The organism is Aeromonas veronii bv. veronii, from assembly GCF_000820225.1.
GTDB classification, from domain to species: Bacteria; Pseudomonadota; Gammaproteobacteria; order Enterobacterales; family Aeromonadaceae; genus Aeromonas; species Aeromonas veronii.
Map to the genome: position 1 here is coordinate 110,916 of NZ_CDDK01000025.1, position 25,684 is coordinate 136,599.

General features: G+C 59.7%; 29 protein-coding genes. 9 read left to right on the forward strand and 20 right to left on the reverse strand.

What is annotated here, in order from left to right:
• Positions 1–103: 103 nt before the first annotated feature.
• Positions 104–1,297 carry an NO-inducible flavohemoprotein gene (gene hmpA / locus BN1139_RS10810; protein ID WP_005348905.1) on the forward strand — a complete coding sequence of 398 codons (1,194 nt, stop codon included), beginning with the start codon at positions 104–106 and terminating at the stop codon, positions 1,295–1,297.
• Positions 1,298–1,396: 99 nt separating this feature from the next.
• Here the strand turns inward: hmpA and BN1139_RS10815 are convergent, their stop codons facing one another.
• The 6 genes from BN1139_RS10815 to BN1139_RS10840 form a co-directional block, all read right to left on the reverse strand.
• Entirely contained in the window at positions 1,397–2,014 is a 618-nt protein-coding gene (locus tag BN1139_RS10815) for a tetratricopeptide repeat protein (protein ID WP_005348904.1), read from the reverse strand.
• Between the two features lie 362 nt (positions 2,015–2,376).
• Positions 2,377–3,312 (reverse strand): malate dehydrogenase, encoded by a 936-nt coding sequence (mdh, locus tag BN1139_RS10820; RefSeq protein WP_005348903.1) that lies wholly within the window; start codon positions 3,310–3,312, stop codon positions 2,377–2,379.
• 221 nt (positions 3,313–3,533) lie between these two features.
• On the reverse strand, positions 3,534–4,196 hold the full coding sequence (artM, locus tag BN1139_RS10825; protein WP_005348902.1) for an arginine ABC transporter permease ArtM: 663 nt from the start codon (positions 4,194–4,196) through the stop codon (positions 3,534–3,536).
• A 3-nt stretch (positions 4,197–4,199) separates the two neighbouring features.
• Complete coding sequence (gene artQ / locus BN1139_RS10830; protein WP_005348900.1) at positions 4,200–4,850, reverse strand: arginine ABC transporter permease ArtQ; 651 nt, start codon at positions 4,848–4,850, stop codon at positions 4,200–4,202.
• 3 nt (positions 4,851–4,853) lie between these two features.
• Positions 4,854–5,591, reverse strand: coding sequence for a transporter substrate-binding domain-containing protein (locus BN1139_RS10835; protein ID WP_005348898.1), 738 nt, complete (start codon positions 5,589–5,591; stop codon positions 4,854–4,856).
• 24 nt (positions 5,592–5,615) lie between these two features.
• Positions 5,616–6,356: an ATP-binding cassette domain-containing protein gene (locus BN1139_RS10840; protein WP_005348895.1), complete on the reverse strand. Its 741-nt coding sequence runs from the start codon at positions 6,354–6,356 to the stop codon at positions 5,616–5,618.
• Positions 6,357–6,557: 201 nt separating this feature from the next.
• On the opposite strand from BN1139_RS10840, the gene argR reads away from it, so the two are divergent.
• A complete protein-coding gene (gene argR, locus BN1139_RS10845) occupies positions 6,558–7,028 on the forward strand; it encodes a transcriptional regulator ArgR (protein WP_005340378.1) in 471 nt (156 codons plus the stop codon).
• A gap of 90 nt (positions 7,029–7,118) precedes the next feature.
• Here argR and BN1139_RS10850 read toward each other — a convergent pair whose 3' ends face one another.
• The 5 genes from BN1139_RS10850 to glnK form a co-directional block, all read right to left on the reverse strand.
• Positions 7,119–8,024, reverse strand: a complete 906-nt coding sequence (locus tag BN1139_RS10850; RefSeq protein WP_005348893.1) for a Dyp-type peroxidase — start codon at positions 8,022–8,024, stop codon at positions 7,119–7,121.
• 103 nt (positions 8,025–8,127) lie between these two features.
• On the reverse strand, positions 8,128–9,162 hold the full coding sequence (locus tag BN1139_RS10855) for an ABC transporter ATP-binding protein (RefSeq protein ID WP_005348891.1): 1,035 nt from the start codon (positions 9,160–9,162) through the stop codon (positions 8,128–8,130).
• A gap of 81 nt (positions 9,163–9,243) precedes the next feature.
• Positions 9,244–10,869 carry an ABC transporter permease gene (locus BN1139_RS10860; RefSeq protein WP_005348889.1) on the reverse strand — a complete coding sequence of 542 codons (1,626 nt, stop codon included), beginning with the start codon at positions 10,867–10,869 and terminating at the stop codon, positions 9,244–9,246.
• A gap of 39 nt (positions 10,870–10,908) precedes the next feature.
• Complete coding sequence (locus tag BN1139_RS10865) at positions 10,909–11,916, reverse strand: Fe(3+) ABC transporter substrate-binding protein (protein WP_005348888.1); 1,008 nt, start codon at positions 11,914–11,916, stop codon at positions 10,909–10,911.
• Positions 11,917–12,174: 258 nt separating this feature from the next.
• Positions 12,175–12,513, reverse strand: coding sequence for a P-II family nitrogen regulator (gene glnK, locus BN1139_RS10870; protein ID WP_005341406.1), 339 nt, complete (start codon positions 12,511–12,513; stop codon positions 12,175–12,177).
• Positions 12,514–12,714: 201 nt separating this feature from the next.
• Here glnK and arfB point away from each other — a divergent pair, with 201 nt between their 5' ends.
• Both arfB and BN1139_RS10880 read left to right on the forward strand, forming a co-directional pair.
• Positions 12,715–13,131 (forward strand): alternative ribosome rescue aminoacyl-tRNA hydrolase ArfB, encoded by a 417-nt coding sequence (gene arfB / locus BN1139_RS10875; RefSeq protein WP_005348886.1) that lies wholly within the window; start codon positions 12,715–12,717, stop codon positions 13,129–13,131.
• A 30-nt stretch (positions 13,132–13,161) separates the two neighbouring features.
• Positions 13,162–13,653 (forward strand): methylated-DNA--[protein]-cysteine S-methyltransferase, encoded by a 492-nt coding sequence (locus tag BN1139_RS10880; RefSeq protein ID WP_005348884.1) that lies wholly within the window; start codon positions 13,162–13,164, stop codon positions 13,651–13,653.
• Positions 13,654–14,011: 358 nt separating this feature from the next.
• Here BN1139_RS10880 and BN1139_RS10885 read toward each other — a convergent pair whose 3' ends face one another.
• The 4 genes from BN1139_RS10885 to tapT form a co-directional block, all read right to left on the reverse strand.
• Positions 14,012–14,437, reverse strand: coding sequence for a hypothetical protein (locus tag BN1139_RS10885; protein WP_005340360.1), 426 nt, complete (start codon positions 14,435–14,437; stop codon positions 14,012–14,014).
• A 194-nt stretch (positions 14,438–14,631) separates the two neighbouring features.
• Positions 14,632–15,405 carry a peroxide stress protein YaaA gene (yaaA, locus tag BN1139_RS10890; RefSeq protein ID WP_005340358.1) on the reverse strand — a complete coding sequence of 258 codons (774 nt, stop codon included), beginning with the start codon at positions 15,403–15,405 and terminating at the stop codon, positions 14,632–14,634.
• 47 nt (positions 15,406–15,452) lie between these two features.
• Positions 15,453–16,562: a type IVa pilus ATPase TapU gene (gene tapU / locus BN1139_RS10895; protein WP_041202736.1), complete on the reverse strand. Its 1,110-nt coding sequence runs from the start codon at positions 16,560–16,562 to the stop codon at positions 15,453–15,455.
• A 28-nt stretch (positions 16,563–16,590) separates the two neighbouring features.
• Positions 16,591–17,625: a type IVa pilus ATPase TapT gene (gene tapT, locus BN1139_RS10900; protein ID WP_005340354.1), complete on the reverse strand. Its 1,035-nt coding sequence runs from the start codon at positions 17,623–17,625 to the stop codon at positions 16,591–16,593.
• Positions 17,626–17,664: 39 nt separating this feature from the next.
• Between tapT and BN1139_RS10905 the strand changes: the two genes are divergently transcribed.
• From BN1139_RS10905 to BN1139_RS10925, 5 genes are all read left to right on the forward strand, one after another.
• Positions 17,665–18,366 (forward strand): YggS family pyridoxal phosphate-dependent enzyme, encoded by a 702-nt coding sequence (locus tag BN1139_RS10905; protein ID WP_005348880.1) that lies wholly within the window; start codon positions 17,665–17,667, stop codon positions 18,364–18,366.
• A gap of 142 nt (positions 18,367–18,508) precedes the next feature.
• Entirely contained in the window at positions 18,509–19,333 is an 825-nt protein-coding gene (gene proC / locus BN1139_RS10910) for a pyrroline-5-carboxylate reductase (RefSeq protein WP_005348877.1), read from the forward strand.
• Between the two features lie 11 nt (positions 19,334–19,344).
• Entirely contained in the window at positions 19,345–19,896 is a 552-nt protein-coding gene (locus tag BN1139_RS10915) for a YggT family protein (protein WP_005341416.1), read from the forward strand.
• Positions 19,896–20,198, forward strand: coding sequence for a DUF167 family protein YggU (yggU, locus tag BN1139_RS10920; RefSeq protein WP_005340341.1), 303 nt, complete (start codon positions 19,896–19,898; stop codon positions 20,196–20,198). Before BN1139_RS10915 ends, yggU begins: the two co-directional genes overlap by 1 nt.
• A gap of 43 nt (positions 20,199–20,241) precedes the next feature.
• Positions 20,242–20,661 (forward strand): DUF4426 domain-containing protein, encoded by a 420-nt coding sequence (locus BN1139_RS10925; protein ID WP_005340339.1) that lies wholly within the window; start codon positions 20,242–20,244, stop codon positions 20,659–20,661.
• Between the two features lie 101 nt (positions 20,662–20,762).
• Here the strand turns inward: BN1139_RS10925 and BN1139_RS10930 are convergent, their stop codons facing one another.
• From BN1139_RS10930 to BN1139_RS10950, 5 genes are all read right to left on the reverse strand, one after another.
• Entirely contained in the window at positions 20,763–21,959 is a 1,197-nt protein-coding gene (locus tag BN1139_RS10930; protein WP_005348874.1) for a NupC/NupG family nucleoside CNT transporter, read from the reverse strand.
• Positions 21,960–22,141: 182 nt separating this feature from the next.
• Positions 22,142–23,077 (reverse strand): LysR family transcriptional regulator, encoded by a 936-nt coding sequence (locus BN1139_RS10935; RefSeq protein WP_005348872.1) that lies wholly within the window; start codon positions 23,075–23,077, stop codon positions 22,142–22,144.
• Between the two features lie 82 nt (positions 23,078–23,159).
• Complete coding sequence (locus BN1139_RS10940) at positions 23,160–23,696, reverse strand: glutathione peroxidase (protein ID WP_005348870.1); 537 nt, start codon at positions 23,694–23,696, stop codon at positions 23,160–23,162.
• A gap of 58 nt (positions 23,697–23,754) precedes the next feature.
• Positions 23,755–24,318 carry an NnrU family protein gene (locus BN1139_RS10945; RefSeq protein ID WP_005348868.1) on the reverse strand — a complete coding sequence of 188 codons (564 nt, stop codon included), beginning with the start codon at positions 24,316–24,318 and terminating at the stop codon, positions 23,755–23,757.
• Positions 24,319–24,550: 232 nt separating this feature from the next.
• Positions 24,551–25,684, reverse strand: a complete 1,134-nt coding sequence (locus BN1139_RS10950) for a glycerate kinase (RefSeq protein ID WP_005348866.1) — start codon at positions 25,682–25,684, stop codon at positions 24,551–24,553.

Sequence of the window (25,684 nt, forward strand, 5' to 3'; positions counted from 1 at the left end):
ATTAGCGCGATGCGAAAAGTGGAGTATTGATTCAAATCAAATAAACATCTAGGATGCCACTTATTAAATGACATTTTATATGTTCAATTAGAACGAGGCCCCTATGCTAGATCAAACCACCGTTGCCGTAATCAAAAGCACTATTCCGCTGCTCGAATCGGCAGGCCCTGCCCTCACCCAGCACTTCTACCAACGGATGTTCAGCCATAACCCGGAGCTGAAAGATATCTTCAACCTGGCCCATCAACGCAGTGGCGGCCAGCCGCTGGCCCTGTTCAATGCAGTCGCCGCGTATGCCAAGAATATCGACAATCTGGGGGCACTCGCCGGTGCAGTCGAGCGGATTGCGCACAAACATACCGGATTCCTGATCCAGCCGGAACAATATCACATTGTAGGTAGTCATCTCTTGGCCACGCTCAAAGAATTGGGCGGAAATGCGGTCACCGACGAGGTGCTGGAGGCATGGGGCAAGGCGTATAGCGTGCTGGCCGACATCTTCATCGGCCGCGAGCAGGAGATCTATCAGGAGAAGGCAAGCCAGGATGGCGGCTGGCAAGGTACCCGCACCTTCATCATCAAGGAGAAGCGAGCCGAGAGCGCCCTCATCACCTCCTTCCTGCTGACGCCGGAAGATGGCAAGCCGGTATTGACCTTCAAACCGGGCCAATACCTCAGCGTCAAGCTGGTTCACCCCGAGCTGGAATATCAGGAGATCCGCCAGTACTCCCTCTCAGATGCCCCCAACGGGCAGGATTACCGCATCAGCGTCAAACGCGAGCCGCAGGGCCAGGTCTCCAACCTGCTGCACGATCACCTGCAGGCGGGTGACAAGATCGAGGTGATGCCCCCTACCGGCGATTTCTACCTGAAAGCCGACAGCCAGACCCCGGTCGTACTGCTCTCCGCCGGTGTCGGCGTGACGCCGATGATGAGCATGCTCAACCAGTTGCTGGCGAACGGCCATCAGGCTGATGTCACCTGGCTGCACGCCTGCGAACAGGGCTCTGTACACGCCTTCCGGGAGGATATTCAGCAAAAATCCCGCCAGCATCCCAACTTGCTGAGCCGGATCTGGTATCGGGAGCCGGAGGCCAGTGATGTGCAGGGTCAAGATTACGACCTGGCCGGCACCATGGATCTGACTGCCGTGAAGGAGCGCATCACGCCGCAGGCCCACTACTACTTCTGTGGCCCTGTCGGCTTCATGCAAGAGATCAAGCGGCAGCTGCTGGCTGCTGGGGTACCAACGGGGCAGCTCCATTACGAAGTTTTTGGCCCCCACCAAGATCTCTAAGGCGCAGGCAGCCATATAACAGAGGGAGGTTCCGGCCTGTCATGGCACGGCGGCTGGAACCGGACCCACAGGTGCAGATCTGTGGGTCATTTTTTTGGATCAGTGCATCGCCTTGGCGCGAGCCACCACGTTGGCCGGCATCCGGTTGCCAAGACGATTGAGCAGACTCGCCGCCTTCTGGTGTAGCGCCTTGTCACCTATGACGGAGCCATGGAGCCAGCGATAGGCGTCCTCATAATCGAGCGGACTGCCCATCCCCTGCAACAGCATCTCGACCCACTCGATGCGGGCCCGCAGAAAACCGAGGCTGGCCGCCTCGCGCATCAGGGTCTCGGCGCGAACCAAATCCTTCTGCACCAAAGTTCCTTTCCAGTAGTAGCGACCCAGCTGCTCCAGCGCAGGTGCCAACCCCTGATTGGCCGCCTCCCACATATATTGCACCCCGAGCTCGGCATTGGATTTGGTGCAGACACCCCACGCCAGCATATCCCCCCAGAGGAACTGATAGGCAGGGATCTTCATCACCGAGGCGCGCGCTTCGATATCCTGAGTCAGCTGACAGCGATCCTGCTTCACCTGAGTGAGGTGGCGCCCCTGCTCAATCCAGTTGAGCAGCTCGTCCTGACGATAGAGCGGCACCGCCTGCAACTCGCCAGCGGCCAGAGGCGCGGAAGGCGCCACCACAGCGGCAGGCTCAGCCGGTTTTGGCAGCGGCACGGCCCCCTCGCCACTGCTGACAACGGGTGTGACCGGCTCGGCCGGAAGCAAGACGGGGACTGCCGCAGAGGGCGCTGGCGTAGCAGCAGAGACAGGGGCCGTTGCCCCCGCTGCACTGCTTGCGGTCGGTGCCGATGCACTTGCTGCAGGCGCATCGCTCGATACGGCAGCCGATACCGCCTCGGCACCATAGAGGGGCGCGGTGAATGCACCGACAAGAACGAGAAGGGTAAGGGGTTTCATCATAAGGATCTCCTGCTGCACTCTGTTATCGGCACCAAGCCCCATCCCCTTAGCCTGCCGGGCGGATCTCATCAATACAAAAGGGAGCCGAAGCTCCCTTGTTGGCACGGTTGACCCGCTTACTTGACGAAATCGACACCCAGCTGGATATCGGCTTTCAGGGTAGCCAGCATGCCTTCCATCGCTTCCTGCTCGAAGGCGCTCAGCTTGCCGTAATCCAGTACGGTTTCGACGCCATTCTTGCCCAGCAGTACCGGCTGCGCGAAGAAGGTGGCGTGCTCGCCATTGCCTTCCACGTAGGCGCACTCGATGACGTTGGCTTCGCCCTGCAGACCCTTGATGAGGGAGAGACCAAAACGGCAAGCCGCCTGACCCATGGAGAGGGTTGCGGAACCGCCACCGGCTTTGGCTTCCACCACTTCGGTACCGGCATTCTGGATGCGCTTGGTCATGGCAGCCACTTCTTCAGCGGTGAAGGAGGAGCCTTCAATCTGGGAGAGCAGCGGCAGGATAGTGACGCCACTGTGGCCACCGATCACGTTGACGCGAACCTTATCCACGTTCAACCCTTTGGCGGCGGCCACGAAGGTCTCGGCGCGGATCACGTCCAGGGTGGTGACACCGAACAGGCGACGCTTGTCATAGACACCGGCTTTCTTCAGCACTTCGGCGGCGATAGCCACAGTGGTGTTGACCGGGTTGGTGATGATGCCGATCAGTGCTTTCGGGCAAGTGGCCGCGCACTTCTCGACCAGATTCTTGACGATACCGGCGTTGATATTGAACAGGTCGGAGCGATCCATCCCCGGCTTGCGTGCCACACCGGCGGAAATCAGCACCACATCGGCCCCAACCAGCGCAGGAGTCGGATCTTCACCGCAGAAGCCCTTGATGGCGACGTCGGTAGGAATATGACTGAGGTCAACGGCCACACCCGGAGTAACCGGGGCGATGTCATACAGGCTCAGCTCGGAGCCAGCCGGCAGACGGTTTTTCAACAGCAGAGCGAGGGCTTGACCGATGCCACCAGCGGCACCCAGAACGGCAACTTTCATGATCAACTCCATGTTTAAGCGTAGGTTTAAGGTTGTTTGTTGTTGTGCGCCCAACCTTAATGGATCCCCCCATAAAAAACAATCTGATAACAGTTGCAGTCACGGGTTCTGTGAGCCACGAAACATGCGGGAGCAAAAATTGGAGGGAAATACAAAAAGTTGGAGGAGAAGCACAGTTTTTCTGCACTTCTCCTTACCATAAAGAGGTAGATTTGAGGGTCTCAGGATTGGAATGCCAACGCCCGTTTTTCACACCAGCGAAAACCAATTGTTAACAATCCGTTCATCGCCAGATAAAGCCCGCCAGCCACCCCGAACACCGCCAGGGTATCGTAGGTCTGGGCATTCAACCCCTGCGCCAGCCCCATGATGTCCATGATGGTGATGGTACTGGCGAGGGAGCTCCCCTTGAGCACCAGGATCACCTCGTTGGAGTAGGCAGGCACCAGATGACGGGCGGCGTGGCGCACCTTCATCCAGAGGGTCTGGCGGCCGTTAAAGCCAAGCGCACGACACGCCTCCACCTCACCAGCCGGGATGGCATCAAGCGCCCCCTTGAACAACCGGGTGGAGTAGGCCGCCGTGTTGAGACCCAGCGCCAGCACGGCGCAGAACCAGGGCTGCTTGAGCAGCGGCCAGAGCGGGCTGGCTTTCAGCCACTCAAACTGGCCCGGCCCGTAGTAAATCAGGAAGATCTGGATCAGCAGCGGCGTACCGGTAAAGAGCAGCACCCACAGCTGCACCAGCTGGGTCGCCACCGGCAGGCGCAGCTCCAGCACCCAGGTCATCAGGGCCGCCAGCACAATCCCCAGCAGCAGGCTGAACAGGGTCAGCTCCAGCGTGGTGACCAGACCGCCCAGCAACGTAACGAGATACTCTTGCATCAGTTAGCCTCCGTAGCGGCGGGTGTAGCGGGCAGCCAGCCCGAGGCCATATTCACTCACCAGACTGATGGCCAGATAGATGAGGGCGGCGGCGGCATACCAGGTGAAAGGCTGATAGGTACTGGCCGAAGCCATCTGCGCCTGACGCATCATCTCGTTCACCCCGATAAGCGACACCAGCGCGGTATCTTTCAGCAATACCAGCCACTGGTTGCCGAGGCCCGGCAGGGCATGACGCCACGCCTGCGGCAACACGATGCGAAAGAAGATGTGGCTCTTGCTCAACCCCAGCGCCAGCGCCGCCAGCCGTTGCCCTGCGGGCACCGCATTGAGCGCCGCCCGCAGAGTCTGGGTCGCATAGCTGGCGAACAGCAGGGAGAGCGCCAGCACGCCACAGGCGAACGGGCTGAACTCCACATACTCGCCAGTGATGAGGAACAACACCTGGGTCGAGCCGAAGTAGATGAACAGCACCACCAGCAACTCGGGCAGGCCACGGATCAGCGTGGTCAGGGTGGCTACCGGCCACACCAGCGCACGCTTCTTGCTGAGCTCGGCAGCACTGAACGCCAGTGCCAATACCATGCCCCCGACCAGTGATGCCAAGGCCAGCCCGAGGGTCATCCAGGCTGCATCCAACAACAGGCTCAACATGGCTTACTGCGCGAAGTATTTGTCGAAGATTTTCTGATAAGTGCCGTTGGCCTTGATCTCGGCCAGCCCCTTGTTCAGCTGGGTCAGCAGCTCCTGATTGCCCTTGGCGACCGCGATGCCAAAGCCGGTACCGAAGTACTTGGCATCGGTCACTGGCGTACCCACCACCGCATACTCCTTGTGCTGCTTCAGCCAGTCGGCAGCAACGGCGGTATCGGCAAAGACACCGTCGGTACGGCCATTCATCATGTCGAGGAAGGCGCTCTGGTAGCTGGCGTACGGCACGGTCAGCAGACCCTTGCTCACCCAGTTATCCACCAGATAGGACTGGTGAGAGGTACCGTTCTGCACACCGACTGTCTTGTCGACCATCTCTTCCGGCCCCTTGAAGGCCCCTTTCTTGGCGACGAATACTGCCGAGTTCTCGTAGTAGATATCGGAGAAATCGACCTGCGCGGCCCGCTCCGGCGTCACGTCCATGGCGGCGATGGCGGCATCGTAGCGACGGAATTTGAGGCTGGGGATCAGGCTGTCAAAGGCCTGGTTGTGGAAGCTGCACTCCAGCTTGGCCTGCTCGCAGATGGCGCGCGCCAGATCGATGTCAAAACCCTGAAACTCGTTCTTGTCATCCAGGTATTCGAACGGTGCGTAGGTGGCCTCGGTGGCGAACTTGATCTCTTTGGCCATGACGGAGGTACTCAACAGGCCCATGGCAGCAACCAACAACAGACTCTTTTTCATGACAGCTTCCTTATCGATTCAATATCAATGCATCAAGAATTCGGCAAACCGGCTGGTTTGCGGGGATTGGAAAATGGCAGCGGTGCCGGATTCGATGATCCGCCCCTTCTCCAGATAAATCACCTGACTGGCCACCTTGCGGGCAAAGTCGACCTCGTGGGTCACCACCACCTGGGTAATGCCGGTCTGGCTCAGGTTGCGGATGATCTCGGCCACCTCCTTGGTGATCTCGGGATCGAGGGCAGCAGTCGGCTCGTCAAACAGCAGCACTTCCGGGTCCATCATCAGGGTACGGGCAATGGCCACCCGCTGCTGCTGGCCGCCGGAGAGACGGGCAGGCCAGGCATCGCGCTTGTCGGCCAGTTGCAGCTGGGCCAGCAAGTAGGCCCCCTTCTCGATGGCGGCCTCCTTGCTCATGCCGAGCACCTTGACCGGCGCTTCAATCAGATTCTCCATCACAGTGAGATGTGGCCAGAGATTGTACTGCTGGAACACCATCCCCACCTTGCGGCGCAGCAGTTGGGACTGGCGGTTGAATTCGGCAGCAGAGAGGGAGCTTGGGAAAGAAAATTCACTTTCGCCAATCCGCAGAACACCCGCATCCGGGGTATCCAGCAGATTCATCATCCGTAGCAGGGAACTCTTGCCAGCACCGCTCGGGCCCAGCAACACCAAGGTTTCACCGGGAGATGTCCGAAAGCTGACCTGTTGCAGAACCGGCACCTTGTGCCAGGACTTCTCGATACCTATTAATTCAATACCCATACAGCCCAATTGAATAAGTTTTCAAAATTTCATCCCGATTCTATCCCTAATAAAGGTTGATGCAAGCCATTTTTGAATCAATATGCAGAACAAGCGCCGCTTCCTTGCAAAAAACGGCATATGAATGCAAAATGGCACCGCTGTTCGTATCTGCCGCCTGTATCGCACAGGCCGCCACACCTCCTCATTCGTGAGACCAAGATGAAACACAACGACAAGCAAGAAAAACTGGCCAAGGCCTTTAAAGCCTTGCTGAAAGAAGAGCGCTTTGGCTCCCAGGCAGAAATCGTCACCGCCCTGCAAGAGCTGGGCTTCGAGAACATCAACCAGTCCAAGGTATCGCGCATGCTGAGCCGCTTCGGCGCCGTTCGCACTCGCAATGCCAAGATGGAGATGGTCTACTGCCTGCCGGTGGAACTGGGCGTGCCCACCACCTCCAGCCCGCTCAAGAATCTGGTACTGGACGTCGATCACAACGGCGCACTGGTGGTGATCCACACCAGCCCGGGTGCAGCCCAGCTGATCGCCCGCCTGCTCGACTCCCTCGGCAAGGCAGAGGGGATCCTCGGCACCATCGCCGGTGATGACACTATCTTCATCACCCCGACCAGCGACACCGATATCGAAGAGCTCTACCTCTCCGCCCTCGAGCTGTTCGAACAGACGCCGTAATGGCCTCCACCGCGTCATAGCGGTCACGCCAGAACGAAAAATCCCGGCCAAGGCCGGGATTTTTGTTTTCTCAGTCTTCGCCAGGCGGGCTTATTTGCCCTGCGCCATCAGAAAACCTTCCGATGGTGCGAAGAAAGCCGCGCCGGTCACTGCCTTGGTGAAACGCAGCAGGTGGTCGAAGTGGCTGCCCTCCCCCTTGTACATGCTGGCCAGCATTGCGTTGAAGTGCTGCGGTGTGCGGCAGCAGGAGATGAAGTAGAGCCCCTGCTCGGTCATGGTGCCCCAGGGCATGCTCTGGCGCAGGATCTCCATGGACTCTCCCTTCGGAGTCTTGAGATTGACCCGCTTGATGTGGGCGGTCAGCGGCTTGGCAGCAGACTCATACTCGATGTTGTCGGGCTTGGTGCGACCGATAATGTCTTCCTGCTCTTTTTGCGCCAGCTTCTCCCAGTCACTCATGGCGTGGACCCAGCGCTGGACGTGAATGTAGGAGCCACCGGCAAACTCGCCATCGGCCAGCAACGCCACTTCGGCACGGTGCTCATCCTGCGGGTTCTCGGTGCCGTCGACGAAACCGGTCAGATCGCGGCAATCCAGATTGCGGAAACCGCGCACCTCTTCGGCCAGATCTACCAGTCCGGCCAGCAGTGCCATCACACGGTGACCGGCGTGGTGCAGCACATCCACCCGATCGGCGCGCAGCTGAATAAAGAGATCAAACGGGGTGTTGGGGGCTTCCTGACCGTTGGCGGATTGCGCCATAAAGCCGCGGAACTGGGGCGGACGGGCGGCAGGATAGAGACCATCCCAGGCATCGGCGCCAACGGCAACCAGACCGCTGAAACCGGCATCGGGGAAATCGGCAGCCACCGCTTGCCACAGGGCGGGCAGTTTGGCCAGACGGCCGACCAGTTCGGCGGCGTCGCCGGTGCGATTGAACATCAGATAGAGGGCGTGCAGATTCGGCTCTGCGCAGATCCCGGCTTGGGCTTTCATATATCTCTCCCCTGAGTAGGCGTTAGCGTTACGGGCTATTTGCGTTGCGCGATTATAAACCAGAGTGGATCCAGTTCTTTGATTTCACGACGATATCACGCGTTCAGGGCAAAGGGTCAAACAACACCAATCCATGGGGAGCGACCTTGATCCGTGCCCGCATCCCATCAAGGGGCTCGCCAATGCTCGCCTCCAGCTGCAGATCGCCACACTCGAACAGCACCCGGCAGTGGTGGCCGAGGAACTGCTGCTCCACCACCTTGAGCTCGCCATCTGCGGCGCTCTCCAGCAGCAGTTGCTGGGGTCTGAGCATCAGCTGCAACTGCTCACCCACCGCGCGGCCATGAGGCTCGCTGCCACAAATGACCCCGAGCGCCGTCTGTACGCAGTGGCTGTCCACCACCTCGGCAGCCAGATAGTTGACCCCGCCGAGAAACTCCGCCACGAAGCGGTTTTGCGGGCGGCGATAGAGCTGCTCAGGCTGGCCCACCTGCTCGATGTGACCGGCGCGAAACAGCGCCAGCCGATCGGCGAAGGCGAACGCCTCCTCCTTGCTGTGGCTGACGAAGATGGCGCCGATCCCCTGCTGCTTGAGCAGGGCGCGGATCTCGAGGATCAACTTCATCCGCACCTGGGTGTCGATGTTGGAGAAGGGCTCATCCAGCAGCATCAGCCGCGGCTTGCACACCAGCGCCCGGGCGATGGCTACCCGCTGCTGCTGACCACCGGAGAGCTGGTGCGGATAGCGATCCCCCAGCCCCTGCAGATTGACCAGCGCCAACGCCTCATCCACCTGCTGCTGGCGGACGCGGCGGTCGAGTTTGGTCAGACCGAAGCCAACATTGTCGGCCACCGTCAGGTGGGGGAAGAGGGCGTAATCCTGAAAGATCATCCCGATGTTGCGCGCCTCGGGCGGCACGCTGGCACCCGGCCCGTCGAGCAGGGTATCGCCGAGGCGAATCGAGCCCTCTGCCAGCGGCAGCAGCCCGGCGATGGCCTTGAGCAGCGTGGTTTTGCCGCAGCCACTGGCTCCCAGCAGGCAGACGATCTCGTTGTCTGCCACCGTCAGGGAGAGCTGCTCCAGCACATTGCGGCCGTTGTAACGGCAGCTGACATTTTCAACCTGCAAACAGGACAAGGCTGACTTCCTCTCGTTTCTGGCGGCGCGCTGCCTTGGGTTCAGCACACCGCATGCAATTTCATTGACCGACGCGGCGACTCAGTGGCCCGGACTGTCCAGAGTGCGGTTGACCCAGATCAGCGGCAACAGCCCCACCAGCACAATGACGATAGCCCCCAGCGCGCCGCGCTCCAGCATCTCGTCCGAGACAAACTGATAGACGTGGGTCGCCAGAGTATCGAAGTTGAACGGCCGCAGCAGCAGAGCGGCGGGCAGCTCCTTCATGGATTCGATGAATACCAGCATGGCACCGGCAAACAGACCACGGCGCACCAGCGGCAGATGGACCCGGCGCAGCATGCCGCCATCCCCCTGCCCCAAGGAGCGGGCTGCCATGTCGAGACTGGGGGAGATCTTGCCCATGCTGCTCTCCACCGAGCCGATGGCGATGGCCACGAAGCGCACCAAATAGCCGAACACGATGGCGGTAATGGTGCCGGTCAGCAGCAAGCCCGGCCCCTGACGCCCGAGCCACTCGGCCAGATCGTTGATGGCAAAGTCGAGGGCGGTGAGCGGCACCAGCACCCCGATGGCGAGCACGGTGCCCGGCATGGCGTAACCCATGGCGGCGATGCGCAGGGGCAACAGACTCTTTATACCGCCATCGAGGCGGCGGAAGAAGCCGAGCAGCAGGGCGATGCCCATCGCCAGCAGGGCGGTCAACGCCGAGATGAGCAAACTGTTACCGGCAAAACGAACGAACTCCGGTGTCCACGACAACTCGAAGTAGCGCACCCCGTAATCGAGCAGGATGACAAACGGCAGGCCGAAACCGGCCAGCACCAGCCCCCAGCACCAGAGACCGGCCAGAGCGCGACTCATCCCCTTGAGCGGATAGCGCAGCGGCTGCTCATGGCCCATCGACTTCTGGAACACCTGCTGCCGACTGCGCGAGCGGCGCTCCAGCGCGATCAGCAGCACCACAGCCAGCAGCATCAGGCAGGAGAGTTTGGCCGCGGTGGCTAGACTGCCGTAGCCGAGCCAAGTGTCGTAGACCGCCGTGGTCAGGGTGTTGATGGCAAAGAAGTGGACGGTGGCGAAATCGGCCAACGTCTCCATCGCCACCAGCGACACCGCCACCATGATGGCCGGGCGCGCCAGCGGCAGACTGAGGCGGCGAAAGCTCTGCCACGGGGTACAGCCGAGCAGGCGGCTGGAATGAATGAGGCTGACTGACTGCTCCAGAAAGGAGGCGCGGGTCAGCAAATAGACATAGGGGAACAGCACCAGTGCCAGCACCCAGGCTGCGCCGCCAAGGGAGCGAATGGCAGGAAACCAGTAATCGGCCGGACTGTTCCAGCCAAAGAGTGTTCGCAACCCGGCTTGTAGCGGGCCAGAGTAGTCGAGCAGGTCGGTATAGACGTAGGCGACGATATAGGAGGGCATGGCCATTGGCAGCATCAAAGCCCACTGCAGGGCGCGCCGCCCCGGTACCTGACACATGGCCACCAGCCAGGCGGTAGGCACGCCAAACAGCAGGCTGAGCAGCACCACGCCGACCACCAGCCCCAGGGTATTGCCCAAATAATCGAGCAACACGGTATCGGCGAGGTGGCGAAAGAGATCTCCCTCAGCCGAGAAGGCAGAGAAAAGCAGGGCTATAACCGGTAAACCCAGCAGCAGGGCGATGGCCCAGCTGCCGGTCATCCATCCAAAATTTTTCATGAGACCACAGATGTTGATGGGGCCGTTGGCCCCATCTGATTACAAGTCGAACTTCACTTCATCCAGCAACTGCAAGGCGTCCTTGCGGTGCTTGGCGTAATCGCTGACCGGTAGTGCGTCAGACTTGAAACTGCCCCAGGACTTGACCATGGCGGAAGGCTCGACTCCGGCCTTGACCGGATATTCGGCGTTCACGTCCGCATACATGTGCTGGGCGGTGTCACCAGCCAGAAACTCCATCAGCTTCTGGGCCTCAGCCTTGTTCTTGGCATATTTGGTCATGGCCACGCCGCTCACGTTGACGTGGGCACCGCGGTCAGCCTGGTTCGGGAAGTTGATATAGACCGCATCCGCCCAGGACTTCTGCGCCGGATCTTTCAACATGGCGCCCAGATAGTAGCTGTTGCCGAGTGACACGTCACAGATACCATCCTTGATCGCCTTGACCTGATCCCGGTCGTTGCCCTGCGGCTTGCGCGCCAGGTTGGCCTTGACCCCTTCCAGCCAGGTTTTGGTCTCGGCCATGCCGTGATGGGCAATCATGGAGGAGACCAGCGCCACATTGTACTCATGCTTGCCGCTACGGGTGCAGATTTTCCCTTTGAATTCCGGTTTGGCCAGATCTTCGTAACTGATGGTCTCGAGCTTGCCTAGGCGATCCTTGCTGGAGTAGATGGCGCGAACCCGGGTGGTCAGGGCGAACCAGCGATTCTCCGGATCACGATAGATGGTGGGGATGTTCTCCTGCAGGATCTTGCTATCCACCGGCTGCACCAGCCCCTTGTCCACCAGATCGGTCAGACGGCTGATATCGACGGTCAGCATCAGGTCGGCCGGAGAGAGCTTGCCTTCCCGCTCCAGACGCTCGTTCAACCCCTCTTTGGCGAACACCACGTTCACCTTGATGCCAGATTCCTTCTCGAACTGCTGGATGATGGGCTTGATCAGCTCATCCTGCCGGTTGGAGTAGACATTCACTTCTCCGGCCGCCAATGCCGACTGAGCTGCCAACGCAGAGAAAGCCAGTGCCAACATCTTCATTTTCATCATCCATTCCTTGATTAGCTATACAGAGTGATAACGATTTCCGTTTGCATTCTGCATACATCTTATAAGCGGATCAAGAAAGCTCGCCGTCGCCACATCACATATTTAATCGCCCATAAATGAAAAGGGCCGGATGGAATCCCATTCGGCCTCTTCTGAGCAAAACGTTATGTTGATCAGGCTTCAATAAGCGCTCACTCCATCTGGATTCCCCGAGATCGGGAGGTCAACAGATCTGTACGTCACGGATGCGGTTCATCACAGCGCCTCGTCGTCACTCTCGCCGGTGCGGATGCGCACCGCTTGCAGCAAGTCGTAGACAAAAATCTTGCCGTCGCCGATCTTGCCGGTATAGGCCGCCTTGCAGATCGCCTCGATCACCCCTTCCACGTTATCATCGGCGGTAGCAATCTCCAGCTTCACCTTGGGCAGGAAGTCGACCTGATATTCGGCTCCCCGGTATAATTCGGTGTGTCCCTTCTGGCGGCCAAATCCCTTGACCTCGGACACGGTCAGCCCTTCCACCCCCAGGTTGGCAATAGCCTCGCGGACATCGTCCAACTTGAACGGTTTGATAATCGCACTAATCAGCTTCATCTGGTTGCTCCCAATCCATGGTGTGTCATAAATCGGGTTTCAATTCTTATGCCAAGTATTTTTATTGTTTTATTTCATACAGATAGAGTTTAATGCCTACGCCATTCGCCAGGCACATCCCCATAACCGGCCAGCACGCCCCATAATGAGGCACCATGCTGCAGCGGTCAGCGGGTATGCACCAAACAAGAGCAAAACAGCATGTTAGTTATCTCCAACAGCGTCACGATTCCCTGGCATGAGCTGCAATTTCAGACCATGCGGGCACAGGGCAACGGTGGACAGCACGTCAACAAGACCGACTCCGCCGTCTGGTTGCGCTTCGATTACCGCAACTCTCCCAGCCTGACGCCCCTCTACAAGGAGGGTCTCGACAAGCTGAGCGACAGCCGGGTACACGATGGCTTTATCCTGATCCGGGTCGAGAGCCATCGCAGCCAGGACATGAACCGCAAGGAGGCGATGAGCCGTCTGGTGGAGTTGCTGAAGAAAGCAGCCTGGCGCCCCAAGGCTCGTCATGCCACCAAGCCGACCCGCAGCTCCCAGCGCAAACGGGTTGATACCAAAAAGCGCAAGGGTGATATCAAGTCCGCCCGCGGCAAGCCGGTGCTGGACTGAGCCCCCCCAGCCTCCAAAGGATGTCAGCCGATGAGATACAGTTTTTGCGACAGCGCCCGCGGCCCCCTGCTGGTCGCCATCGATCAGGATGGCCTGCGCCACGTGGAGTTCATGCACGGGGAGCGCCCCGTCATGCCGCAAACTGACTGGCAACGGGATGACAAGGCGCTGGCGCCCTATCTTGCCCAGTTCACCGCCTATTTCGCCGGAAAGTTGCAGCAGTTCGATCTGCCCATGGCAGCGAAGGGCACTCCGTTTCAGCAAACGGTATGGAACGCTTTGTGTGATATCCCCTATGGCGAGACCGTGAGCTATCTCGAGATTGCCCAGGCTATCGGCAACCCCAAGGCGGTACGGGCGGTGGGCGCTGCCAATGGGCGCAATCCGCTGAGCATCATAGTACCCTGCCATCGGGTGATCGGACGCAGCGGCGATCTGACCGGCTATGCTGGCGGCATTCCCATCAAGCGCTGGTTGCTGGCTCTGGAACAGACTGGCACAACATTCGAGCTGGCCCCATGAGACGATGAGCGCCTTGGAGAGGGCGGGACAATATGGTGACCAGAATGAAAAGGATTTCAGTCAGTGACCACGCTTTGCTGACAAGATGAACAGAAAATGAAGAATCGCCTCAGAACTACTTCAGATTGAGCTTGGCATGATGGCTCCATACTTGAATGGCACGGCTCATTCGCTGATTCAAGTAGCACCCATGTGACGCTTCCAATCTGTCTTTTTCCCCGCGCCTCCTCTGAGGCGCTTTTTTTGTGCAACACAACAGGCCACCACCCAAGCTGAATGGCCTGAACGCCACAAAATCTGCACCAGCCCAAAAACCAAGAGGCGAAGGATCATCCTTCGCCTCTGACGTAACAGCTGGCTACTCGCTCTGGGGCAGAAACTGCAGCTCCGGCGCCGAGGAGGTCAGCACATCGGCGCAATAATCCCAGGTCGAGATGCGATAGTGCTGCAGATCTTCATCCAGATGCAGGCCGTCCGACTCCTGATGGAACCAGCTGGCAAAACGGGATGGGGTGATGAGCTGGATCTGCTCTTCGATAGCGTGACTATCCTTCCCCTCGGCCAGATCGCAATCTTCGATGACCCGCAGGGCGTAGATATGGCGAAAATAGACCCGGCAGAGGATTTGCGGGGGCAGATCGATGCTGCGTGCCCGCCCCAGCATGATGGTCAGGGAGTCGCTCCAGAGATCCTGATGCAGCTCGGCAACGACCAGCCCGGGTGGGAGCTGGCGGGACGGAGCCCAAGGTACGGCAACCTGCCGAATGGCATTTTTCTGTTCCATATTCACCTCACGACGACTCGCTCCCTGTCTTGAGTCTATCTGAACCACATAGTCCCGGCGAAGGCAATCGATGGACAATAAAAACGGCAATAAAAAAGCCGACGTATCAAACGTCGGCGAATAAAAAGTGCTTACAACAGAGGATTCACATATTCAGACCCGCGGGTCGAAAGATTGGTTCCCTCTTTTTGTAATTAATTTTCGGCGCGTTTAAACATCAGGGTATTGGCGTCCGACTCTTCCGGCACGAAGTAGTAGCCCTCGGCGTTGAAACCGGTCAGCTGCTCCACCTCGGTCAGACGGTGCTTGATGATGTGGCGAGCCATCATGCCGCGCGCCTTCTTGGCGTAGAAGCTGATGATCTTGAACTGGCCGTTCTTCTCATCCTTGAACACCGGTGTGACAATCCGCCCTTTCAGGCTCTTGGGGCGTACCGACTTGAAATACTCGTCGGAGGCCAGATTGATCAACACTTCATCCCCCTGCGCTGCCAGCGCGTCGTTGAGATGGTGAGTGATCACCTCGCCCCAGAACTGGTAGAGATCCTTGCCGCGACTATTGTCGAGCTTGGTCCCCATCTCCAGCCGATAGGGCATCATCAGGTCGAGGGGGCGAAGCACGCCGTAGAGGCCGGAGAGCATCCGCAAGTGTGCCTGAGCGAAGTCAAAATCGGCCTCGCTAAAATCCTCCACCGCCAAACCGGTGTAGACATCCCCCTTGAAGGCCAGCAGCGCCTGACGGGCGTTGGCGGGGGTGAAATCTGGCTGCCACTCGGCAAAACGGGCGGCATTGAGACCGGCCAGCTTGTCGCTGATCTTCATCAGTGTGGCGATCTGGTCAGGGCTCAGTTGGCGGGCCCGGCTAATCAGTTCGGCGGAGTGATCCAGCAGCTCGGGTTGGGTGAAACGGGGAGTCACCAGCGGTGACTCGTAATCCAGCGTCTTGGCCGGGGAAACCACAATCAGCATAACGTTCCTTTATGGCGAGGGGCCGAACGGCGGAGCGGCCCCATGATTCATTCATCCAGCGTCACATTGTCCAGCGTGCCGGTGCCGAGCCGCTCGCGACCGGAGAGCTTGATCAGCAGTCGCAGGTCGTTGGCCGAGTCAGCGTGGGCGAGTGCCTCACTGTAGCCAATCTGGCCGGCGCAGAACAGGCTGAAGAGCGCCTGATCGAAGGTCTGCATACCCAGCTCGGTCGATTTGGTCATCACCTCCTTGAGGCGATGCATCTCTCCCTTGCGGATAATGTCGGTGATGAGCGGGGTATTGAGCAGGATCTCGAACGCGGCGCAGCGCCGCTTGCCATCCATACTCGGCACCAGCTGCTGGGCGACGATGGCCTTGAGGTTGAAAGAGAGATCGAACAGGAACTGGCGGTGTTTGTCTTGCGGCACCAGATGGAGGATGCGATCCAGCGCCTGGTTGGCATTGTTGGCATGCAAAGTGGCGAGACAAAGGTGTCCCGTCTCGGCGAATTGCAGGGCAAACTCCATGGTCTCCTGACTGCGGATCTCACCGATCAGGATCACGTCTGGCGCCTGACGCAGCGAGCTTTTCAGCGCCACATCGAACGACTCGGTGTCGATCCCCACCTCTCGCTGGGTCACCAGACTGCGACCATGCTGATGGACGAACTCCACCGGGTCTTCCACCGTCAGGATATGACCATCGGCATGCTGGTTGCGATAGCCGATCATCGCCGCCTGGGTAGTCGATTTGCCCGCCCCGGTGGCGCCAACAAACAGCACCAGCCCCCGCTTGGCCATCGCCACCTCTTGCAGAATTTTGGGTAGCTGCAGATCTTCAAAGGTGGGAATGCGGGTCTCGATACGCCGCACCACCATGCCGGGCAGCTCCTGCTGCCAGAAGGCGCTGACCCGAAAACGGCCAAGCGCCTCGCGATAGATCGCGTAGTTGGCCTCCTTGGTGCGGATATAGCGCTCGAAGTGATCGCTGCTGAGGGTATCCCTGACCAGCGTCAGAGCCCCCTTCTTGTCGAGCGCTTCCCCCCCCAGCGACACCAGATGGCCATTCACCTTGAGGGTGGGCGGCGAGCCCACCGTCACAAACAGATCCGATCCCTTTCGCTCGACCAGCTGGCTCAGCAGATCCTCCAGATTCATCATCTATCCCTCCCTGGGTGCGAGTCGCTTAAATGCTGTTGGGATCAACGGCCTTGGCCTTGGCATCGAGGGATGCTACTACGCCACGACTCACCAGCTGCTTGAGGCTCTGATCCATGGTCTGCATGCCGTGGGTCATCCCGGTCTGGATCACCGAGTAGAGCTGGGCAATCTTGTCCTCCCGGATGAGGTTACGCACCGCCGGAATGCCCATCATGATCTCGTGAGCCGCCACCCGGCCACCGCCAATGCGCTTGAGCAGGGTCTGGGAGATGACCGCCCGCAGGGATTCGGAGAGCATGGAGCGCACCATGTCCTTCTCCGCACCGGGGAAGACGTCGATGATACGGTCGATGGTCTTGGCCGCCGACGAGGTGTGTAGGGTGCCAAACACCAGATGGCCAGTTTCGGCGGCGGTCATGGCCAGACGGATGGTCTCCAGGTCGCGCATCTCGCCCACCAGAATGATGTCCGGGTCTTCCCGCAGTGCCGAGCGCAGGGCGTTGCTGAAGCTCTTGGTATCGCGGTGCACTTCCCGCTGGTTCACCAGACAGCGCTTGTTCTCGTGGACGAATTCGATGGGGTCTTCGATGGTGAGGATATGGTGATGGAAGTTCTCGTTGATGTAGTTGACCATGGCCGCCAGGGTGGTCGACTTACCGGAACCGGTCGGGCCGGTCACCAGCACCAGGCCCCGCGGGAACTCGGCGATCTTGCGGAAGATCTCCGGCGCATCGAGATCCTCGAGACTCAGCACAGTGCTGGGGATGGTACGAAATACCGCGCCCGAACCGCGCGCCTGCTGGAAGGCGTTGACCCGGAAACGGGCCAGATTGGGCACCTCGAACGAGAAGTCGACCTCGAAGTTTTCCTCCAGCTCCTTGCGCTGATGGTCGTTCATGATGTCGTAAATGAGGGCATGCACTTCCCGGTGTTCCAGGGCGGGCAAATTGATCTTGCGAACCTCACCATCAACCCTGATCATCGGGGGAACCCCGGCCGAGAGGTGTAGATCCGAGGCTTTATGCTTTACACTGAAAGCCAATAACTCTGTGATATCCATAGACTTGTCATTCTCCCATCACAAGATCACTAACGAAATATGAACCAGATTGCCCAGCACCTGTTTCAGGTAAAGGAACGTATTGCCCAGGCCGCCGAACGGGCGAGCCGCAACCTGCAGCAGATCCGCCTGCTGGCCGTGAGCAAGACCAAACCTGTCGAGGCCATCATGGCCGCCCATGCCGCAGGTCAGCGCTGCTTTGGCGAATCCTACGCTCAGGAAGCAGCGGCCAAGATCGATACCTTGCGCCAGCAGCCGGAATATAGCGACATAGAGTGGCACTTTATCGGCCCTTTGCAATCGAACAAATCCAAACTGGTCGCCGAACGGTTTGACTGGGTGCAGAGCGTGGATCGGGACAAGCTGATCGACCGCCTCAACAACCAGCGCCCAACTACAATGGCACCGCTAAATGTTTGTCTGCAAATCAATATTAGCGGAGAGAGCAGCAAATCCGGAACGTCGGAACAAGAGATTTTCCGCCTTGCCGAGCTGGTCTCTCACAGTGAGCAACTGGTGCTACGGGGGCTGATGGCCATTCCCGAACACACCAGCGACGAGGGCGTACTGGCCGCCCAAATGACCCGTATGCAGACTCTGTTCACCGAGCTTGCGCGACAATACCCCACGGTGGATACCCTCTCGATGGGCATGACCGAGGATCTTGAACTGGCGATAGCCCACGGCAGCACCATGGTGCGGGTTGGCACCGCCATCTTCGGCGCCCGTGACTACTCATAGGCAAGGCCAGCGGATAACCCATACGTCCGCCTCTTGCCGCGACTTCATCAACAGGAGCGTTTGATGGAACACCGAATTCTGGCGTCAGGTGGTGCAGGCAGCGCCAACCCCGCCGCGACCCCATGTGCAACAGGAGCATCTGATGCAGCATAGAACGCTGGCCTTTATCGGCGCGGGCAACATGAGCCGCAGCATCATCGCCGGACTGGTCAAGGCGGGTTATCCCGCCGGGCAGATCACGGCCGCCAACCCCAGTCTGCCCAAGCTGGAGGCGCTGGCGAGGGAACATGGCATTCGCATCACCCAGAGTAATGCCGAGGCGGCCCGCGATGCCGAAGTGATCGTGCTGGCGGTCAAACCGCAGCTGATGGCCGGCATGCTGTCAGCACTGGTTGAAGAGTTGGGCTCCCTTGAGGGCAAGCTGCTCATCTCCATCGCGGCTGGCATCAAGGTGGCGCGCCTTGGCGAGATGGCCGGTGGTCATGACCGCATCATACGCACTATGCCCAATACCCCGGCCCTGCTGGGTCTGGGCATGACCGGCCTCTATGCGCCCGAACATATTGCCGCCGCGGATCGCGAGTTTGCCGAGCAGATGATGCAGGCGGTCGGCAAGACCCTCTGGGTGGAGCAGGAGTCCGGCATCAACGGCGTCATCGCCGCGGCGGGCAGTGCTCCGGCCTACTTCTTCCTCTTTATGCAGGCGATCGCCGAAGAGGCAGAGGCGATGGGCTTCTCGCCCGAGCAGGCACGCCTGCTGGTGCAGCAGACCGCGCTGGGCGCAGCCGCCATGGTGGAGCAAAACCCGGAGCTGGCGCTGCAGACCCTGCGTGAGCAGGTGACCAGCAAGGGCGGCACCACAGCCGAAGCCATCAAGACATTCCATCAGCAGGGGCTGATGCCGCTGACTGCGCAAGCCATGCAGGCGGCCGTTACTCGCGCCACCGAAATGGAAACCCTCTTCTAACAGGAGCCCAGATGAACACTGCTTACTTTCTGATTAACACCGTTTTCGATCTCTACCTGATGGTGATCCTGCTGCGCGTCTGGCTGCAGTGGGCCCGTGCCGACTTCTACAACCCGATGAGCCAGATGGTGGTCAAGCTGACCAATCCGCTGGTGATCCCGCTGCGCCGTGTGATCCCGGGCTTTGGCGGCATAGATCTCGCTTCCGTGGTGCTGGCGCTGGCCATCGCCTTCGCCAAGCTGGCCCTGCTCAAGAGCATGAACGTGCTGCTGGCGGACTGGCTCAGCATCAGCCTGTTTGCCGCGCTGACCGTGCTGAAAAAAGCGGGCTCGATGATCTTCTGGGTACTGCTGATCCGCGCCATCCTGAGCTGGGTCAGCCAGGGCCGTAACCCCATCGAATACGTGATGCATCAGCTGACCGAGCCGTTCCTCGCTCCTATCCGCCGCGTACTGCCGGCACTGGGCGGGCTGGATCTCTCGGTGCTGGTCGCCTTTATCGGCCTGCAAGCCATCAACTACCTGCTGGGTGACCTGTTTGGCCAGCTGTGGTGGATGATTTGATGCCAGCCGTCCTGCAACAAGGGGATGAACTGGTACTGCATCTGGTGATCCAGCCCAAGGCGAGTCGGGATCAGATCATCGGATTGCATGGCGAAGAGCTGAAAGTGGCCATCACGGCGCCGCCGGTCGATGGCCAGGCCAACAGCCATCTGATCAAGTTTCTGGCCAAGCAGTTCAAGGTGGCCAAGGGACAGATCACCATAGTGCGGGGCGAGCTGGGGCGACACAAAACCGTCGCCATCGACAGCCCCAAACAGTTGCCGCAAGAAGTGAGTGCGCTGCTGAATGACACGCAAGGCTGAATGAATCGGCCTGCGCCAACCGTAGATATGAGAGGGATGACAGATGAAAACAGCCTGGATGAGTGGCCTGCTGGCACTGCTGATGACCCTGCCGCTCAAGGCAGAACAGATGAAGGAGCTGGGGCCCTGGCTGGTGCACTACAACGCCTTCAACTCCAGCTTCCTCACCCCCGAGGTCGCCAAAGCGTATGGACTGGAGCGCAGCCGCTACAACGCCATCATCAATATCGCGGTACAGGACAAGCAGAAAGTGGCGCAAGCCGTGGGGATCACCGGTGAGGCCAAGAACCTGACCGGCACCATCCGCACCCTGAACTTTCAGGAGGTAAAAGAGGGGGATGCTATCTACTATCTGGCAACCCTCCCCTACCGCAACGAAGATACCTATCAGTTCACCCTGAAGATCATGGGCGGTGGGCAGCAGCAGAACCTCAGCTTCCAGCAGACCTTCTACGTCGACTGAGCAGCAACAAGAAGCCCCGAACAAGGTCGGGGCTTCATTTTATCCATATGACAAGGGCGCCATCAGGGCGCCCTTGTTACATCTATCCCGTACCGCAGCGGTTACAGGGCGAGGAACAGACCGGCCAGACAGGCACTCATCAGGTTCGCCAGTACGCCGGAGAGAATGGCGCGCATGCCGTAACGGGCGATGAAGGATTTGCGCTCCGGCACCATGGAGCCCAGACCGCCGATCAGGATCGCCATGGAGGAGATGTTGGCAAAACCACACAGGGCGAAGGTCACGATGGCCTTGCTCGACTCGCTCAGGGTCTGATCCTGCACCAGACCGATGAAGGCGACGAACTCGTTGACCACGATCTTGGTACCGATCAGGGCGCCAGCGGCTTGCGCCTGATCCCAGGGCACACCGATCAGCCATGAGACAGGGGCAAACAGCCAACCCAGAATGATCTGGAAGCTCAGATCCAGCCCTACCAAACCGCCAGCCCAGCCGAGCAGGCCATTAAGCATGGCGATCACGCCAACGAAGGCCAACAGGGTGGCACCGACTGCCACCGCGATATTGAGGCCAGACATGGCGCCATCGGCCGCCGCTTCAATCACGTTGGTGGCGCGGGGGATCTCGACATCCTGATGGTGATCGACCTCTTCAGCTCCCGGCGGCACCAGGATTTTGGCCATCGCCAGACCGGCAGGGGCTGACATGAAGGCGGCAGCGATCAGGTATTTCAGCTCAACCCCGAGGCTGGCATAGCCCACCAGGGTGCCACCGGCGACGGAAGCGAGACCACAACTCATCACAGCGAAGAACTGGGAGTCGGACATCTTGGAGAGGTAGGGTTTGACCACCAGCGGCGCTTCCACCATGCCAACGAAGATGTTGGCGGTCGCGGAAAGACTCTCGGCACGGCCGGTGCCCAGCAGCTTCTGCAAGCCACCACCCAGCAGGGCGATCACCCGCGGCATGATACCGATGTGGTAGAGGATGGCGATCACCGCGGAGAAGAAGATGATGACCGGCAACACGTTGAAGGCAAAGATGAAGCCCAGCTTGAACTTGGCCAGATCGCCGAACAGGAAGGCGATCCCCTCCTGACCATAACCGATCACGCTACTTACGCTCTCACTGACCCCGTTCAGCACATGCTGACCGGCAGGCAGCCAGAGCACCAGACCGGCAAACATGATTTGCAGGCAGAGGGCAAGGCCAACTGTTCGCAACGGGATACGACGACGATTATCAGAGCAGATGACGGCAAGCGCCAGGATACTCAGGATGCCGAGCAGGGCAATCATAGGGACTCCATCAGGTGGGGCAAAAGATGGGCGCGGATTCTGCGCCTCTCCCCCCGTCACTGCAAGTCCGTTTGGTTACAAGCCTGTTAGAAAAAACGTTTGCACGATATCGGTTGCGCCAACTGGCTGATTTGGTTCGATTTTAGTATCAGGAGAAATCGAGAGTTCTTATATGGAAACAATCATTCCTCACCGCCGGACAATTTACCCCCGAGCCAGGGGGCCAGTCGCTGCTCCCAATAGGGTTCGGGGCCAAAGCGGGCCTTGAGGAAATCGATGAAGAGACGGATCTTGGGATCCAGATGTTCGCGACGGGCATAAACGGCGTGTACCGCCATCTGCTGGTTCGGTCGCCACTCTGGCAACACCGGGATTAGCTTGCCGCTCTGTAACTCCTTGTCCAACAAGTAGTTGGCGATATAGGCGATGCCGAGCCCGGCCAGTGCCGCATCCCGCACCGCCTCCGCCATATCCACCCGATAGTTGCCCGCGACCTGCACCGTCTGACGCTCCTTGCCCTGGCGAAACGACCACTGGTGATAGCGCCGCTCCCGACTCTGGTAAGTGATGCAGTTGTGTTGGGCCAGATCCTTGGGATGAAGCGGCGTGCCGTGGCTCAGCAGGTAATCCGGCGAAGCCGCCACCACGAAGCCAATGTCGGCCAGCCGCTGTCCCACCAGCCCTTCCGGCTTGTCCTCATAGGTGGTGAGCCAGAGATCCAGCCCCTCATCCACCAGATTGGTTCTGTGGTCGAACAGCGAGACCTCCAGCTCCAGCTCGGGATAGCGATCCTGAAACGCCTTGAGATGAGGAATGACGTGCAGACGACCAAATGATTGGCCCACCCCGAGATGGAGCACGCCGCTCACCTTGCCGCGCCGCTCGGCGATCATGGAGTCCGCCTCCTGCGCCACCGCCACCAGCGCATGGCAGTGACGGGCATACTCCTGACCCAGCTCGGTCAGGACGAAGCGGCGGGTGGTGCGCTGTACCAGCTGGGCGCCAAGGGTGGTCTCCAGCAGCGCCAGCTGCTTGCTGATATGGGATTTGGAGACCCCGAGACGACGGGCAGCGGCAGAGATCCCCTGCTCGCGCACCAGCGCATCGAAGATCACCATTTGAGGAAGACGTTGCAGCACAGGATAACCGGGTTGAGTGGCGGGAGCCCATTATTCCAGAGCCGCCCGCCAAGGGGTAGGGTCAGAGCCCCAGCGCCCGGGTGATCTGCAGTTTGAGGGGGTCGTCAGCCGGATTCTGGTTGGCGCCGTAGCTGGCGATCAGCTTGCCATCGCGCCCCACCAGATACTTGTGGAAGTTCCAGTTCGGCTCATCCCCATCAGCGGCCGCCGCCAGCCCCTTGAACAATGGCACTGCATCGGAGCCCCGCACCGCTACCCGATTGAACATCGGGAAGGTGACGCCATAGTCGCGGCGGCATACCTCGGCGGTCTTGGTCTCGTTGCCCGCCTCCTGCCAGAAGTCGTTGGAGGGGAAACCGAGAATAATCAGCCCCTTATCCTTGTAGCTCTGGTAGAGCTTCTCCAGATCGCGAAACTGGCCGCTGTAGCCGCAATAGGAGGCGGTATTGACCACCAGTACCACCTTGCCCTCGGTCAGCTGACAGAGGTTGTGGCGCTGGGCATTGTTGAGCTCCCGCATCTCCACATTGAAATAATCTGGGCACGCCGCAGAGGCCGCGCTGGCCCCCAATAACAGCAACAGAGTGAACCATTTCATCGCCAAGACTCCTTTTGTTTTGTCCATCATACGCGGTTACCAGAGCCGCAGTTCACTCTCAATGCAATGGAATGCCGGTCAGCCAGCCGTGGCCCCAGAACACCAGCAGCGCGGTGGCAGCCAGGCCCGCCCCGACGCAGATGCCGGTGCCAGTCCAGTTGGCCGCCGGGCGGGGATATCGCTGCCAGTCCCGCACAGAAATCCAGAACATGCTCACCAACGCCCAGAGCCCGATGCCGCCAAACAGCACCAGAGATCTAGCCTCGCTGTTGACCAGCAGATGGGCCACCGCCCAGAGCAGGGTACCGAGCAGTTGGGGATGCACCAGCCAACGGCGCAGATGGTTGGGCCCCTGGCCGGAGAAGAAGAGGATCAGCGCAAAGGGCATCATCACCGTCATGGTCATCGGCCCCCACTCCGGCAGGAAGTAGAGCGGCAGCGAGCTGGCCGACCGCCAACCGGCGATGATGCAGGCAATGGCGATAAACACCAGCAGGGAGAAGAGCCCCTTGTAGCGATTCTCACCCAGCCGTTCTCTCAGTCGCGCCCGATGGGCCACCGCAAAACAGGGGTAGAGATGGATCAGGGTAAACAGCGCAACCCCCAGGGTCAGCAGGAACATGAGTCTCTCCTTGTACTTGGTACGACCACTATGCCGTAAAGGGAGATGTGCGCCTATCAAAACCGCGCTTACCCATGGAGTCAAAAGTGTGGCAAGACAAAGGAACGGAAAGAAAAGAGCCGATCACGATGGATCGGCAAATAAGTGCCAGGGCAGTCAGACATCTCGCAGGATGGGAGATGTCCCATACGGGAATATTAGGTGGCCGATGGCGCCCATCGGCCGAACCGGATCAACCCTTGAGTTGATAGAGTGCCGCGACGTTGCGCGCAGTGAGTTGAATGTTGGTGCTGGCGCTCTCCAGCGCCTCCGGCAGAGACATGGCGCGGTTGACCACGGCGAATACCGCGTCCAGCCCGTGATCATGTACCACACCGCAATCGTCGGTCAGGCAACCGGAGATGCCGATCACCGGCTTGCCGAACTGCTTGGCGCAACGTGCGACACCGATTGGCGTCTTGCCATGGATGGTCTGGCTGTCGATACGACCTTCGCCGGTGATAACCAGGTCCGCATCGGCCACTTCCTCGGCCAGCTTCAGGGCTTCAATCACGATCTGGATACCTGGCTTGAGCTCGGCACCAAGCAGACCGACCAGCGCGGCCCCCATGCCACCGGCAGCGCCCGCCCCCGGAATATCCTTCACCTGCTTGCCAAGGGCCTGCTCAATGCAGTCGGCATAACGGGAGAGGTTGACATCGAGTTGCGCCACCATCTCGGGGGTCGCCCCCTTTTGCGGGCCAAACACTGCAGAGGCGCCTTTCGGGCCGCACAGCGGGTTGTTCACATCGCACGCCACCTCGATAACCAGCTCGCTCAGTCGCGGATCCAGACCGTTCAGATCGATGGTTGCGAGCTCACTGAGACCTGCGCCGCCCAACTCGATAGCGGAGCCATCGGCTTTGAGCAGCTTGCCGCCGAGCGCCTGGATCATGCCGGCACCGCCGTCATTGGTGGCGCTGCCGCCGATACCGAGAATAAGGTGCTTCACCCCCATCTCCAGCGCGGCCAGGATCAGCTCGCCGGTGCCGAAGCTGGAGGTGAGCAGCGGATTGCGCTGCTCGGGAGCGACCAGATGGATGCCGGAAGCGGCGGCCATCTCGATGACGGCACGCTCGCCATCACCCAGCAGACCGACGAAGCCCTGCACCTTGTTGCCAAGGGGCGCGGTCACTTCGACCGGCAGGATCCGGCCACCGGTGGCATCGACCAGCGATTGCACCGTGCCCTCACCGCCATCGGCCATCGGCAATTTGACGTAGGTGGCGTTTGGCAGCACCTGCTTGAAACCGGCCTCGATGGCATCAGCCACCGCCATGGCGCTCAGACTCTCCTTGAATGAATCGGGGGCAATAACAATTTTCAT